We start from the raw sequence: 14,668 nt of genomic DNA on the forward strand, positions 1-14,668 counted from the left end.
GGGGATTTGAAGAAAAGATGGGGAACAGGATGTCTGTCGAGATCAAGGTGCCGACACTGGGTGAAAGCGTAACCACAGCAACCGTGGCCAAGTGGCTGAAGCAGCCGGGCGAAGCGGTGCAGGCAGATGAACCGATTGTTGAGCTGGAAACAGATAAGGTGAGCGTAGAAGTTTCTGCGCCGCAGGCTGGTATTCTGGGCCCGCAGGCTGCCAAGGAAGATCAGGAAGTAGAAGTGGGCGCACTGCTAACCACTCTGGAACCCGGTAAGGCCGGTGCGGCACCAGCAGCCAAAGCCGCTGCCCCGGAAAAGAAAGCAGAACCCGTAGCTGCGGCTGCTCCGGCAAAAGCCGCAGCGCCAGCTCCTAAGGCCGCCGCACCTGCGCCAGCAGTAGATGCCGGTGCCGCTCTGCCAGCAGCCCGCAAGATGATGGCTGAAAACGGCCTGAGCGCACAGCAGCTTGCAGGCACAGGCCTTGGTGGCCGTATTACCAAGGGTGATGTGTTGGGCTTTTTGGCTAACCCACAGGCTGCAACACCAGCCGCTGCCCCCAAGCCGCCGCGTAATGATGACCCGCGTGAAGAACGCGTGAAAATGACACGCCTGCGCCGCACCATTGCCCGCCGCCTGAAGGAAGCACAAAACACGGCGGCCATGCTGACAACGTTTAATGAAATCGACATGTCCGGCGCTATGGCGCTGCGTGCCGAATATCAGGACTCGTTTGTTAAAAAGCACGGTGTCAAGTTGGGCTATATGTCCATCTTCTCCCGCGCTGTTGTGGCAGCCCTGAAAGAATTCCCGGCCATTAACGCAGAAATCGACGGTGATGACGTTATCTACCGTGATTTCGTAAACCTCGGCATCGCCGTGGGTGGGCCAAATGGGCTGGTGGTGCCGGTTATCCGTGATGCCGACAAAATGGGCTATGCCGAAATTGAAAAAACCATTGCAGGTTTTGGCAAGGCAGCGCGTGAAGGCACGCTTAAGCTGGATCAGCTTTCTGGCGGCACCTTCTCCATCACCAATGGCGGTATTTACGGCTCTTTGCTGTCCACCCCCATCCTGAATGCACCGCAGTCTGGTATTCTGGGCATGCACTCCATTCAGGAACGCCCGGTGGCAGTGAACGGGCAGGTGGTGATCCGCCCGATGATGTATATTGCCCTTTCTTATGATCACCGCATTGTAGATGGCAAGGAAGCGGTTAGCTTCCTTGTGCGGGTGAAGCAGAACGTAGAAGACCCGCGCCGCCTTCTGATTGAAGTTTGATAGCGCGGTTGCCGAAGGGGTGGATGTGCACCTCTTCGGCCAATTTTTCTGCATATCCCTACGTGAGCGAGACGAGACCCATGCCGATTGAAATTAAAGTTCCCACACTTGGAGAAAGCGTTACGACCGCCACGGTGGGGAAGTGGCTGAAGCAGCCGGGTGAAGCTGTAAAAGTAGATGAGCCCGTTGTTGAGCTGGAAACAGATAAAGTAAGCGTAGAAGTGCCTGCTCCTGCATCCGGTCGGCTTGAAAATCATGCCGTTAAAGAAGGTGATGAAGTAGAAGTGGGCGCTGTGCTGGCTACGCTGGAAGCCGGTGCTGCTGGTTCTGCGCCCGCCGCAAAAGCTGCCGCTCCTGCTGCCAAGGCAGAAGAAGCTAAGCCCGCTGCCGCAACGGCCCCGGCAGCACAGGCTCCGGCAGAAACAGATTACGATGTAGTGGTTATTGGTGCTGGCCCCGGTGGGTATGTGTGCGCCATTCGCGCTGCACAGCTTGGCTTTAAGGTTGCATGTGTTGAACAGCGCGCAACGCTTGGCGGCACCTGCCTGAACGTGGGCTGTATTCCTTCCAAGGCGCTGCTTCAGTCTTCCGAAAACTACCATGCCGCCGGGCATGATTTTGCCGCTCATGGTGTGGTGATTGATAGCGTAAAGCTGGATCTGGCCCGCATGCAGGCCCGTAAGGCAGATATTGTTGGCGCCAACGTGAAGGGCGTTGAATATCTGTTCAAGAAGAATGGCATCACCTGGCTGAAAGGCCACGGCAAGGTGGAAGGCACAGGCCGCCTTAGCGTGGATGGCAAGCCCGTTACCGCCAAGCACATTGTTATTGCCAGCGGCAGCAACAGTGCAAATCTACCGGGCATTGAGATAGATGAAAAAGTTATTGTCACCTCCACGGGTGCGCTGGAGCTTTCCGAAGTGCCCAAGCGCCTTGTCGTGATTGGTGGCGGCGTGATCGGTCTGGAACTTGGCAGTGTATGGGGCCGTTTGGGTGCCGATGTAACTGTTGTTGAATTCCTTGATCGTCTGGTGCCAGGCACGGATAATGAGGTGGCCTCCCAGTTCCAGAAGCTGCTGGTGAAGCAGGGCTTCAAAATGAAGCTGGGCCATAAGGTGACCAAAGCTGAAAAAACCAAAAAAGGCGTGGTGCTGACGGTTGAACCTTCAGCCGGTGGTGCCGCCGAAACGCTTGAGGCCGATGTAGTTCTGGTTGCTGTGGGCCGCACCGCTGCCAGCAAAAACATGGGTCTGGAAGAAGCCGGTATTGCGCTGGATAAGCGTGGCCGTGTTGAGGTGGATGCACATTACGCTACCAGCGTGCCGGGCATTTACGCCATTGGTGACGTTATTGCAGGCCCCATGTTGGCCCATAAGGCAGAAGAAGAAGGCGTAGCTTTGGCAGAACTGCTGGCTGGTCAGGCTGGGCACGTCAATTACGATGCCATTCCGGGTGTGATTTACACATGGCCGGAAGTTGCCTCCGTTGGCTTTACGGAAGAGCAGCTTAAAGAAAAGGGCGTGGCTTACAAAACCGGCAAGTTCCCCTTCATGGCCAATGGCCGTGCCCGCGCTTTGGGCATGACGGATGGCTTTGTAAAGGTGCTGGCAGATAAGCAGACAGACCGCGTTCTGGGTGTGCATATTATTGGCCCATGTGCTGGTGAACTGATTGCCGAAGCCACAATGGCCATTGAATTTGGGGCCTCTGCCGAAGATATCGGCCGCGTGTGCCACGCACATCCAACCCTGAGTGAAGCCGTGAAGGAAGCCGCGTTGGGCGCTGACAACCGCGCGATCAACATCTGAAAGTTTCCTTCTGGTTGAAAGTGGTGTCATACTCTCTTCCATTCAGAAGATGGGAGAGAGGTGGCATGTTTGTGCCAAGGCATCCAACTGTATGGGCAATGGCTGGTAGCCTGCTTTTGGCACCGGGCGGGTTTGCTGCGGCCCAAACGCCTGCGCCAGATGCGGCCTCTCAAACCGAAGAATCCCGGCCAGAAAAACCACCCATACAGGGTGATGGCGCACAAACACCTGTAACCACGCAGGCAGCCCCGGATGGGCATGTGCCTTATACTCCACCACCGGAAGAAGCCGCGCAGCTTCCCCCAATGCCTGTGGTGGATGATGATGAAGCCCGTAAGGAAGCAGATAGCCTTACGCGGGATTTCCGGCACGAAGTGCCCGTAGCCCTTAAAGTTTCAACCGCACGTAAAACCGCATGGATTGCATTGGCACGCCAGCAGTTGGAACAGGCCGGGTACACTATTGATCGGCCACAGGTTTTGGTGGTGGTGGATCGTAACCCGTCTGTGCAGCGTCTGTGTCTGATTCTGGCTTTGCCGAATGATCCAGACTGGCAGGTTATTGGCAGCACCAAGGTTTCTACCGGCACAACGGGGCGTAAGTATTATTACATCACGCCAACAGGGGTGTTTACCAACACGGCAGATCGGCTGGGTTACCGTGCGCTGGGCACCAAAAATGAAAATGGTATTCGTGGCAACGGTATCAAAGGCATGCGGGTATGGGATTTTGGCTGGCAGTGGGCTGAAAAAGGCTGGCTGCCCAGCCGAGAAAAAGGCCAGATCCGGTTGGAAATGCACGCAACCGATCCCGTTTATCTGGAGCAACGGCTAGGCCATACGGCATCTGAGGGCTGTATTCGTATTCCGGCATCGTTAAACGTGTTTATTGATAAGCACGGCCTGATAGATGCGGAATATGAGCAATGGGCTGCCGTGGATATTCGCTTTAGAGCCCTATTGCGGCCAGACAGAAAGCCCACCGCCATTTCGGGTTTAGCCGTGGTGGTGGTGGATTCGGCAGATTATCACCCGGATTCTGATAAAACCGCAGCACTTAAAGAAAATACAGGCCCATCCAAATTAGCTGCGCGTGGATAAATGTAGGCCGGGGCCGGGTGTTACGGTTTGGGGCTAAAACCAAATGTGCCTGTGTCTGCTTGATGCCTTAATAAAAAAGGCGTGCCGCCCGTAAGCAGCACGCCTTTTATTTTAACCGGTAAAACTGGTTTTTCTTACCAGATATTACAGGCCAGCAGGTACTTTACCGCCGTTTTCGGCCAGTTTCTGGCGCACTTCTTTAATCAGCCAAACGTTCATGGTGGCGCTATCGTTTGTGTCACCCGTATAGCCCAGTTCGCCAGCCAGCTTTTTGCGGGCATCCAAGGAGCTGTCGAGGCCCAGAAGCTTCAGCAGATCCACAATGGATTCCTGCCAGTTCAGGTTCTGGTCATTTTTTGCAGCCATATCGGCCAGCACGGCATCAACATTTACCGGCGTGCCAGCAGGCGGAATGGTGCCCGGAGCGGCAGCGGCAGCAGCAGAAGGCTGTGCGCCAGCATTGGCGGGGGATGTGGTGTCTGGCGTGGCAGCCTTGGCATGATGGAAAATGGCGGAGAGAATGGAGCCAAAAATGCTCATGTTCAGAAATCCTTTCGCAAGAGCCAGCATGACTTTGTACAATACAATGAAGCAGAATGCTTAAAGGCAAGCCATGCAACTGCCCCTAAGCATACAGCAGCATTGCTTGTTGCATAGAGCGCTTAATGCTTTCTGAATATTAAGTTTTTTTACAAGAGATGGCCAGAAAAAGGCAGCCTGTCCCGTAAAGGCAAAGCAGGCAGAACATAAAAAAGGGGTATGGGCCAACTGGCGGCCCATACCCCTTTTGTGTCTCTGATTTGAAAAAATCAGTAGCGGTAGTCTTGGTGCTTGAACGGGCCGTTTACATGCACGCCAATATATTCGGCCTGCTCTTTGTTCAGCTTGCTCAGATGTGCGCCAACCTTGGCCAGATGCAGGGCCGCAACCTTTTCATCCAGCTTTTTAGGCAGGGTGTACACTTTGGCTTCGTATTTACCTTCCGGCGCTGTCCACAGTTCAATCTGGGCCAGTGTCTGGTTGGTGAAGGAAGCAGACATCACAAAGGAAGGGTGGCCTGTGGCATTGCCAAGGTTCACCAAACGGCCTTCGGACAGAACAATCAGGCGCTTGCCATCGGGGAACACAACTTCGTCCACCTGCGGCTTGATGTTGTCCCACGTAAAGTTACGCAGCGCGTTAATCTGAATTTCAGAATCAAAGTGGCCGATGTTGCACACAATGGCGCGGTTTTTCATGGCGCGCATGTGGTCAAGCGTAATAACGTCCACATTGCCGGTGGCGGTTACAAAGATATCACCACGGGGGGCACCTTCTTCCATCGTCACCACTTCGTAGCCTTCCATGGCGGCCTGAAGGGCGCAGATGGGGTCTACTTCCGTAACCAGAACGCGGCAGCCTGCATTGCGCAGGGAGGCAGCAGAACCTTTACCCACATCACCATAACCGGCAACAACGGCAACCTTGCCAGCCATCATGACATCTGTGCCACGGCGGATTGCGTCCACCAGGCTTTCACGGCAGCCATACAGGTTATCGAATTTGGATTTGGTAACGCTGTCGTTCACGTTAATGGCCGGAACCTTCAGCGTGCCTTTTTTCTGCATTTCCCACAGGCGGTGCACACCTGTTGTGGTTTCTTCAGAAAGGCCTTTCACGTTGGCCAGCAGTTCGGGGTATTTGTCGTGCATCAGCACGGTCAGATCACCGCCGTCATCCAGAATCATGTTCGGGGTCCAGCCATCGGGGCCCTTCACTGTCTGTTCAATGCACCACCAGAATTCTTCTTCCGACAGGCCTTTCCATGCAAATACGGGAACGCCCGCAGCAGCAATGGCAGCCGCAGCATGATCCTGCGTAGAGAAGATGTTGCAAGATGACCAACGCACCGTGGCGCCAAGGGCCACCAGTGTTTCAATCAGCACGGCGGTCTGGATGGTCATGTGCAGGCAGCCAGCAATGCGTGCGCCTTTCAGCGGCTTGCTTTGGCCGTATTCCTCGCGCAGGGCCATCAGGCCGGGCATTTCGCCTTCGGCAATGGAAATTTCCTTGCGGCCCCACTCAGCGAGAGAGAGATCCTTAACCTTGTAATCGCTCATATTATCCTGTCTTCCTGTGCAGATCGGGCTTTTCTATACAGCGTGGGGCAGGTGGATGCCAGCCGAAACAGGCATGGCAGATGCAGCACCTGTATGCTTGCCGCTTGCATATGGGCTTTTTTTCTGGTGTCCAGATGCAACATGTCATGAATGATCTTTGAGGCTGCGCTGGGTTTTTTGAATGTCTGTGTTTCGTTCCGTTCTGTTTAACGTTCTGGCTTTTCTGCTTACGCTGCTTATGGGGGTGGGGGCTTTTCCCATTCGTTGGTTTGCGCATAGGCTGGCGCTGCCTTATGCAAAATTGTGGTCTCGGCTGGTTTTGGCGCTGTTTCGCAGTATTTGCGGCGTAAAGGTGGAAATCACGGGGCTGGAGCATCTGCCCACCCATGGCCCGGCACTTATTGCATCCCAACATCAATCCGCTTTTGATACGTTGGTATGGATGCTGCTGCTGCCCCGCCCCTGTTATGTGATGAAGGGTGAGCTGCGGCGTATTCCGCTGCTTGGCCCCATGCTGGTTTTAACGGGCATGATGCCTATTGAGCGTGCGGCAGGGGCTAAGGCCATGCGCATGCTGTTGCAGGAAACAGATAAAGCCCTGAAGGCAGACCGGCAGATTATTATTTTTCCTGAGGGCACACGCACGGCGCCGGGTGAGCACGTAGCACTTAAACCGGGCATTGCCGCCATGGCTAACCACGCCAAGCTGCCTGTTATTCCGGTTGCCACCAACTCTGGCCTGTTCTGGGGGCGCAATGCGTTTTTCAAACGCTCTGGCGTTTTGCATATTGCTATTGGCCCAGCCGTAGGCCCCGCCAAGCGCGCAGCCTTGCTGGCGGATATTGAAGCAGGTTGGCGCGAACAGGAAAAAACATTTCAGCCCTTAGCCTGATGGCGGGGGATAAAATCCCCAAAGCATGTGGATAACTTTGTGGAATTTACCTTGCGCATGTGTGCGGTAGCATCAGTAATCGGGGTGGTTTTTCTGTAAATATCTGTAAAATGCGAAATGAATACTTTGTAAATTTTTTGTGAATGACAGGTCTGTCTTATTTTTGTCTTTCATATTCAGGGATTTTTTTGAAAAGATTTTCCCGCGTAAAAAGCAGCATCAGGTTTTCCCCTACAAACTGTTTTGAATATGACAGAATAACGGCGAAGCGCCTTTGCCTGTGGATAAAAGCCGAGACTCTGTAGAAAACCGCCATGAATGTTCAGAAAAAGGGTGTGAATGAAAAAAGCGCTTCTTAGTTTTGCTGTAGGGGCTGGTGGCTGCTTTCTGGTTTTAAGTGGCTATTGGTGGGCAAGCGCGCAGTATCTGCAAAAGCAGGCAGACACCATGCCCTTAGGGTGCCAGATGCATTACACATCCCGCGTGGTAAATGGGTGGCCGTGGTATGCGCAATTGGATACGCAAAATATGCGTATGGTCTGCACGCCATTATTGGCGGCGCGGTCCTCTGCTTTTCAGATCATTTACGCTGCTACCCGCGTTACAGCGAATACAGCTTTCTGGCGTCCTTTTTTCGTACACGTGCGGCTGGTTAGTCCGATGGTAATGGAAACGCTCCATAATGCGCAGGAAGGGGAGGAAACTCCCGTTGTGTTGCGGATGGAGGGAGACCCTATAGAACTGGATCTTCCGTTAAGCAGAAGGGCGGCGGGCCATACCGTTTTTCAAACACCTTTCTTGCATGTGCTGTTCCCTGCCGGTGCCAGCCATATGGGTGATATGGTGCTGCAAAATGTGCGGGGCAAAGCCTTTTGGAACATGCAGGCCACGCAGGAACAAAGCACCGCCTCCATTTTTGTTAAGGCCCAGCGTTGGGGCATAACGGGTTGGCAAACGGTGCTGGAGGATGTGCAGGCTGCTGTTGCCATACCGGGGCCAACAACAAATGTGCGCGAAAGTATTTTTCCATCCAATGGTGCCGCCGCATGGCCAGATGTATTGGTGCAACGCTTTACAGCCCGCTGGCGTGATCTGAACCTGAAAATGACAGGGCAGGTGCGCGGCGGAGAGCTTTTACACCCCACGGGAGATTTTTGGCTGAGCGTTGCAAACTGGCAGCCCTTTTTAGAGAACTTGCGGCGTGAAGGCACACTTTCTGCGCAGGAAGCCGCAGGCATGGCCACTATGCTTGCGCGTGTTACGCGGGAACAACCCGATAACCTGCAAATGCCGTTAATGTTGCGTAACGGCACCATGCAGTTGGGAACGCTGCCGGTTTCTGCCCTGCAACCTGTTTTTCAGGCAGCACGCCATGCAGCGCAAGAAACCGGAGCACAAGTAGGGCGTGCGCGCGCAAACTGAAGGGTTTAAAACGTATCTTTTTCGCGGCGTAGTTGAGCAAAGGTTTGCACGTTTTTTGCGCGTAAAAAAGGGTTGGTGGCGCGTTCCATCCCCAATGTGGAGGGTACGGTGGGTTTGTTTTCGGCCCGCAGGCGGCGCACCTCCGCTACACGTTCCTTTAACGCAGCATTCTGTGGTTCTGCATGTAAGGCAAAGGCGCTGTTGCTCTGCGTATATTCGTGCCCGCAATAAACACGCGTTGCATCGGGCAGGGCATCCAGCTTGTGCAGGCTCTCAAACATCTGTGCAGCGGTGCCTTCAAATAGTCGGCCACACCCAAGGCTGAACAGCGTATCCCCACAAAACAGGGAAGGTGGGTTGGGGAAGTAAAAGCAAATATGGCCCAGCGTATGGCCCGGCACAGCAATAACAGTGCCGGTACAGGCCCCTACGGCAAGGCTGTCTTGATCGTGCAAAGCAATATCCAGCGGCGGCATGCGCTGTTGCTCGGCCGCGGGGCCAGCTACGCGGGCATGATAGCGCTGGCGAAGTGCTTCCGTGCCGCCGGTGTGATCATGATGGTGATGCGTGAGCAAGATCAGATCCAGCCGCCCACCTTCTTTTTCAATAAAGTTCACAATGGGCGCGGCTTCTCCGGGGTCTATCACTGCGGTTGTGCCTGTTTCCGTATCACGTAAAAACCACGCGTAATTGTCGGACAGAACAGGAATGGCCTGAACATCAAGAGGCATGGGGAAAGCTCCTGCTGTGGAAATTTGAAAATAGGGAAGGCAAATCATGACGGGGTCACAAACCGTATGATAGACATGCAGAATGCTCGATGTCATGCCGCCGGAAAGCAGTTTTTACACAACAGCAAGAGGCCAGTGCTTTCTGGCTCTGGTTGGTGAACGTCTGCGCTGGTTCTGGCCAGATCTGGGGCAGCAGCACGCTGTGCTGGGGCTAGGGCATACGGCTGCGTATCTGGAAAAGTTGGAGAATGGCAGAGCCACACCAGCCTGTTTGGTTGCTGCCAATGCGCCGCTATGGGGCGCGACATCCACGCCCGGTCTAAGCTGTGTGGTGGATCTGCACAGCCTGCCGTTTCAGCCCAAGCAGTTTGACCGGGTATTAATGGTGCATGCGCTGGATGATCGCCAACACTCCGTATCTGTTCTGCGAGCCGCCGGGCAGGTGATGAAGCCCGATGGCAGGTTGCTGTTAATTGTGCCCAGCCGTTTTGGTGGCCGGGCGCGGTTGCGGGGCACGCCATTCCGGCACGATGCGGCTTTTTCCCGCCGATGTCTCAAGCAAACGCTTGCATCTGCCATGCTTAAACCAGAACAATGGGATGAAGCTCTTTTTCTACCCACGGGCGCTATGAGTTGGATGCGCCATAACGGACGAAAAATGGATATTGCAGGCAAGGTGCTCTGCCCCGGCGCGGGTAGCCTGATATTGGTGGAAGCGGTGCGGGATGAGTATTCTGCCCTCTCCCTGCCAGTAAAGGCGCGGCAGCGTTGGCTTGCCCGTTCCCTGTTGCCGGTAAGGGGCACAGCAAAGGCCATACAGGACAGAAAATACGTTTCACGCATTTCGCGGCGTTGAATAGATTGTCATTAACCGGCTGTCATGGTGTTATCCGCCGGATTTCATAGCAGGTTGGGGCCGGGTTCCATTTTCACCTCCTTTGTTCTTTGCAGTTTGCTGGCGATATTTGCTGCGCTGGGCGTTTTTGCAGTGCTGCCAGACAGGCTTCTGCGTGGTGCTGCGGTGTGGCGGGCAGAAATTATGGGTGGCCTGTGGGCGCTCTGTGGCGTGTTGGCCATTGTGGGAGCTGCGTGCAAGCTGGAGGGCGAACTTAGCTGGTTTCCGGTTTTTGGGCTGGATGGCCCAGCCTTGCCCATGCTTGTTTTGCTGGCGTTTGCCGGGGGCGTAGCCGGTAGTGGCGCTGCGGCGTTGGCCTGCGTGTTTGTGGGCATGGGCTTTCTGGCCCTTTCTCCGCTGGTATTTGGGTTGCTTACGGGCACGGCACTGGTGCTTTTAGCGGCAGGCGGGTGGCGCAGTGTGTGTCTGCCATTTGCTGTGTTGCCCGCTTGTATTCCTGCAGATAGCCCTTTTTGTGTGCCGCTTTTGTGCCTGACTGTGCTGCTGATGGGCTGGGCGGTTTCTGTGCAAAAAGGGCCAACGGCTGTGCTGCCCGGTATGGTGGGGCTGTTTTTGTTGGGCCGCCTTTTGGCCGAAGTGGGTGAGCTTTCTGTGCTGCCACAGGTTATGCTGGTGGCCAGCGGATGTTTGGTGGCGGCAACAGGCACTTTGCAAGCCATGCGCGATAAAGGTCTGGCGCGTATTGCATCTGGGCTATGTGCGGCATGGTATGGCATATTGGTGGTGGCTGTTGCGCTGGCTTTGGTTTCCAGTTTTGGCGGTATGGAAACATTCCGTATGGCCATTATTCTGGGTATGGGCGCCCCCATGCTGGCCCTTATTGGCCTGTTATGGCTGGCGCAATGGCAGCAGGTAGAACCAAAGCGCCGCATTGCCTCCCTTTCTGGCCATGTGCTGGTTGCTGGCTTGTTAATGCTGTTTTCCATTATGCCGCCTTTTGGCGGGTTTGCCGTTTTATGGAGCCTACTTGTTGGCGCGTATGATGCCATTGCCGTGGCGCAACCCGTTGGCGCGCTTACCATAATGCTGCTGCTTGCACTGCTGGGCAGCATTATGGTGCTTATGGGGGCCGGGTTGCTGCGCGCAGGTGCGGCCCTGCTGTTTCCTTCCACTGTTTTTCAGCCAAATCAGGCCCCCGTGGCGGCAGAGTTTGTGTGGCCTAGCTGGATATGTGCTGGGGCCGCCATGTTGCTTGTGCTGTTACCGGGGCTATGGCTTTCGCTGGCGGATCATTTGGTGGTGGGGCCTGTTGTGCCGCCGCTGAAGTGGAGCCGCATTGCTACAATCTGGCTGGAAGGCGGCGGGGCCAGTTTTACCCCTGTTTTTACATTTTTGGCGTTGGGTGCGGCCTTGGCGGTGGCTGCCGTGCTGGTAAGGCTGCTGGGTTTTCTGCCCTTTGAGCGTGTTATCAAGCCGGTGCCAGTATGGCGCCAAGGCGCACCTATCATACAGCCCGCAGAAGGGCGCACAGTTTCTTACGAGGGCGCGGCGCCTTTATGGCCTGCCTGCATGGCGCTTTTTGGGTTGGTGGCTGAAACCCGAAAGGACAAACGGCTGGCCCGCCGTAGCCGTGTTGCCCTGCGTTACGGCAGGCGTTGGTTGTTCCGGGGTGCCGAATGGTGTGAAACACAGGGCTTGGTGTTGATTCTGCTGCTTTTGGGTGGCGGCCTGCTGGTGGGGCTGTTTGTAGGAAAATGAAGCAGGATTTAACATGGGGCTGGGCATTTGGCTGTGTTGCTGCTCTGGCCATTCAGGCAGCCCTTATGGTGCTTGTAGCACCGTGGTTTGCGGGGTGGGTGCATCGTCTTGCTGGCCGATTGGTGGGTGAACCGCGCTTTCCTGCAGGGGGGAGGTGGCAGGAAATCTGGCATCAGTTCCGCCGTCCGTCCTTATATGGACGGCAAGATGGGCTGAACGGCGTTTTTTGTGCCTTGGCGTTGGTTCTGGCAGTGTTGGCTTGTGGGTTGGTGCCGGTATTTACACTTACAATGCCGGGCTTTCCCGCACCGGGCATGCTGCTTGTATGCACCATTCTGGTGGCCGTAGGTGTTTTGCTGGACTTGCCGCAGGCTGTGCAGGAGGCCTCTGCCGCACAACAAGGATGCGCGGCCATTGTGGCGGATGCGTTGCTCTTGCCGGTGTTAACGCCCGTGCTGTTGCTAACCGGGGCGCATGATCTGGTTGCGTTTTTGGGCAGGCTGCATGTGCTTTCTCCTATTACAGAAGGCGCACCTTACGTGCTGGCTGGTGTGGCGTTGTTTTTGGCAACAGCCTTGGCACGGCGGGATGAGCAAACAGCTTCTGCCACACTTTCCGGCCCGGATAGAGCCATGTGGCTTTTAGCAGCAGATTGCATGCAGATGTGCTGGGTTACGTTGGCGGCAGATGTGGCTTGGGCAGGCAGCTTGGCCATGCCGGGAGAAAGCGGGGCCGAAAACTGGCTGACCCAATGTGTAGAAGGCTTGGGCCTATGGATGTTTAAGCTGCTTGTGGCGTCTTTCATGCTGGCGGTGCTGCGTATGGCTCTGCTGCCTGCAGGGCGTAGGGCGCGTGTGCGGTTGGGTGCTATTTTTCTGCTGGGCGTTCTGGCATGGCAGGTCACTTCTTCTCACGTTGCAGCCCCCCCATCTGAGCCTGAAAACCACAACGTTGAGGATGAAAACACCCAAGGCTATTCAACAGAACCAGCGCCGGAAGGAGAACCTTCATGACACTGGCCGCCATTCTCATGCCCTTGCTGGCGCTATGCGTTGTGGCGCGGGGTATCGGTTTTTTGCCTTTGCTGGGGCTGGTTGCCGCTGCTGCTATGCTGGTGGACGGGCATACTCCTTTACAGCAGGCAGGGGCGGCGATGGCCGCAGTTTTTGCCATAGGGCCAGTGCTGTTTTTACTGCGCTATCAGCATGATGCCGCGCGGGAACGCACAGGCAGCGCCATACCGTTTTTTGCACTTGGCCTGATGGTGTTGTTGCTTCTGGCCTGCACGCGCGCAGGTGTTGCGGTGTTTCCTGCCAGTTTATGTGTGGTTGTGGCTGGCCTGGTTTCGGTTATCTGCCACCATAGCATGGTATGGCAATGGGCCGGGTTGCTTACGTGTGTTGAAGGTGTGCTGCTGTGTGGCGTGCAGGCGCATCAACCTTCTGTGGTGGGTGTGGCCGGTTTGGCTGGTGCTGTTGTGGCCATGCTTGGGGGGATGTGCATCCACCGTATTATGCCGCGCGTGGTGCCATTGCGCCCACCTTCCGCCCGTAAAAAAACCTCCCCCGACTCTCCAGAAAAGAACGGAGATGCAGCATGACAGGCACAGCAGGGGCAGGCATGTTTCTGGCGGCACTGGCATTTGTGTGGCCCTTTTTGGGGGCGGCCGCAGTATGTGCGGTGCCTGTGGCGCGTAGCCGTGAACTGGCAATATGGATGTCTGCCATAGGCTGTGTGCTGGCGTTGGCAGTTTTTGTTTTTCCGGCGTCGGGCGCTGTGGCCGCTGGGTGGGATGATGACCCCGTGCAGCGTGCCGGGCGTGTCATGCTGGCTTTTGGCCTGCTGCTGATGGTGCTTGAAAACGGCATCTTGCATGATAGGCTGGTACGTAGCCTGCCGCATGTTTCCACCGCTTTGGCGGGGTTGGCCTGTGTTGCGCCAGACCCCGCTGTGGGGTTGGGTATTTTAGAAGCCGCTTTGGCATGGGGGGTATTTGTTTTTACCCGTCCAGCCGGGCAGGCCAGAATGGGGTGGGGGCTTATCCGTAATGGCTCGGTTGGCACGTTTTTGGTGCTTTCCGGCTTGCTGCTTCCAGCCAATACCGTTGTTTCTGGCCTGATGATGGCTTGCGGATTGGTGGTGTTAACCGGCCTTTCTCCCTTTGGGCAATTTTGGCAGGATGAAAATGATACTTTCCTGTTTTTGCCATTTGCCGGGGCGGCCCTGTTGCTGGCCATGCGCCTGCGCACACATGGGGGAGAGGTGTTTGAAACCGCCCTTGTGCTGTGTGGTCTGCTTTCTGTGTGGCTTACGGCCTGTGCCGGGCGCTTTCCCGATAGGCAAAGGTTGTTCCGCACCTTTCCATCTGCATTGGCGTTGATAGCGGTTGGTATTCAGGCCGATGTGGCAGCGTTGCTGTTTTTATGCGGTTGGTGCCTTGCCGGTGGCGGGCGTGCAGGCCGTGGTTGGGCTGTTAATACCTTGGCCTGTTTTCCGCCCAGCGCGCCATTTGTGGGCTGCTTGCTCCTGCTTTCCATGATGAGTGATTGGTCATGGCCGCTGGCGTTACTGACAGTTGCGGGTATTTTGGCGGCAGTTACGCGTGCTGTGCCTGCGCGGGACATTACGCATCATTTCTGGCCGCAGGATGCTGCCGGGCGTGTAGCCTGTTCCGTGCTGACAGCTACGGGGCTGCTGGTGCCACTGGCTATGATGCTGGGAGCTTTCTGAA

13 protein-coding genes are annotated in these 14,668 nt (G+C 55.7%); 10 read left to right on the forward strand and 3 right to left on the reverse strand.

The annotated features are described in order from the left end of the window. Window positions 1–29 precede the first annotated feature (29 nt). From odhB to WG31_RS04325, 3 genes are all read left to right on the forward strand, one after another. Window positions 30–1,271, forward strand: coding sequence for a 2-oxoglutarate dehydrogenase complex dihydrolipoyllysine-residue succinyltransferase (gene odhB / locus WG31_RS04315; RefSeq protein WP_063353745.1), 1,242 nt, complete (start codon window positions 30–32; stop codon window positions 1,269–1,271). 80 nt (window positions 1,272–1,351) lie between these two features. Continuing rightward, a complete protein-coding gene (gene lpdA / locus WG31_RS04320; protein WP_063353746.1) occupies window positions 1,352–3,079 on the forward strand; it encodes a dihydrolipoyl dehydrogenase in 1,728 nt (575 codons plus the stop codon). Between the two features lie 65 nt (window positions 3,080–3,144). Next, window positions 3,145–4,179 (forward strand): L,D-transpeptidase, encoded by a 1,035-nt coding sequence (locus WG31_RS04325; protein ID WP_035354017.1) that lies wholly within the window; start codon window positions 3,145–3,147, stop codon window positions 4,177–4,179. Window positions 4,180–4,323: 144 nt separating this feature from the next. Here WG31_RS04325 and WG31_RS04330 read toward each other — a convergent pair whose 3' ends face one another. Together WG31_RS04330 and ahcY are read right to left on the reverse strand one after the other, a co-directional pair. Beyond that, entirely contained in the window at window positions 4,324–4,719 is a 396-nt protein-coding gene (locus tag WG31_RS04330) for a DUF3597 domain-containing protein (protein ID WP_063354874.1), read from the reverse strand. A 269-nt stretch (window positions 4,720–4,988) separates the two neighbouring features. After that, window positions 4,989–6,278 carry an adenosylhomocysteinase gene (gene ahcY, locus WG31_RS04335; protein WP_006116224.1) on the reverse strand — a complete coding sequence of 430 codons (1,290 nt, stop codon included), beginning with the start codon at window positions 6,276–6,278 and terminating at the stop codon, window positions 4,989–4,991. 181 nt (window positions 6,279–6,459) lie between these two features. Between ahcY and WG31_RS04340 the strand changes: the two genes are divergently transcribed. Next, on the forward strand, window positions 6,460–7,170 hold the full coding sequence (locus WG31_RS04340; protein WP_063353747.1) for a lysophospholipid acyltransferase family protein: 711 nt from the start codon (window positions 6,460–6,462) through the stop codon (window positions 7,168–7,170). A 339-nt stretch (window positions 7,171–7,509) separates the two neighbouring features. Further along, window positions 7,510–8,592 carry a DUF2125 domain-containing protein gene (locus WG31_RS04345; protein ID WP_063353748.1) on the forward strand — a complete coding sequence of 361 codons (1,083 nt, stop codon included), beginning with the start codon at window positions 7,510–7,512 and terminating at the stop codon, window positions 8,590–8,592. Window positions 8,593–8,597: 5 nt separating this feature from the next. On the opposite strand, the gene gloB is transcribed toward WG31_RS04345, so the two are convergent. Next, window positions 8,598–9,323 carry a hydroxyacylglutathione hydrolase gene (gloB, locus tag WG31_RS04350; protein ID WP_063353749.1) on the reverse strand — a complete coding sequence of 242 codons (726 nt, stop codon included), beginning with the start codon at window positions 9,321–9,323 and terminating at the stop codon, window positions 8,598–8,600. 82 nt (window positions 9,324–9,405) lie between these two features. On the opposite strand from gloB, the gene WG31_RS04355 reads away from it, so the two are divergent. From WG31_RS04355 to WG31_RS04375, 5 genes are read left to right on the forward strand one after another with little or no spacing between them, the layout of a single operon-like run. Beyond that, window positions 9,406–10,179, forward strand: coding sequence for a methyltransferase domain-containing protein (locus WG31_RS04355; protein ID WP_063353750.1), 774 nt, complete (start codon window positions 9,406–9,408; stop codon window positions 10,177–10,179). Between the two features lie 24 nt (window positions 10,180–10,203). Further along, window positions 10,204–11,937, forward strand: coding sequence for a hypothetical protein (locus tag WG31_RS04360; RefSeq protein ID WP_063353751.1), 1,734 nt, complete (start codon window positions 10,204–10,206; stop codon window positions 11,935–11,937). Beyond that, window positions 11,934–12,950 (forward strand): hypothetical protein, encoded by a 1,017-nt coding sequence (locus tag WG31_RS04365; protein ID WP_063353752.1) that lies wholly within the window; start codon window positions 11,934–11,936, stop codon window positions 12,948–12,950. Before WG31_RS04360 ends, WG31_RS04365 begins: the two co-directional genes overlap by 4 nt. Then, on the forward strand, window positions 12,947–13,537 hold the full coding sequence (locus WG31_RS04370; protein WP_063353753.1) for a hypothetical protein: 591 nt from the start codon (window positions 12,947–12,949) through the stop codon (window positions 13,535–13,537). The genes WG31_RS04365 and WG31_RS04370 overlap by 4 nt, the downstream gene beginning before the upstream one ends. After that, entirely contained in the window at window positions 13,534–14,667 is a 1,134-nt protein-coding gene (locus WG31_RS04375) for a hypothetical protein (RefSeq protein ID WP_063353754.1), read from the forward strand. Before WG31_RS04370 ends, WG31_RS04375 begins: the two co-directional genes overlap by 4 nt. The last annotated feature ends 1 nt before the right edge of the window (window position 14,668 follow it).

This window comes from Acetobacter oryzifermentans (assembly GCF_001628715.1).
Classification (GTDB): Bacteria; Pseudomonadota; Alphaproteobacteria; order Acetobacterales; family Acetobacteraceae; genus Acetobacter; species Acetobacter oryzifermentans.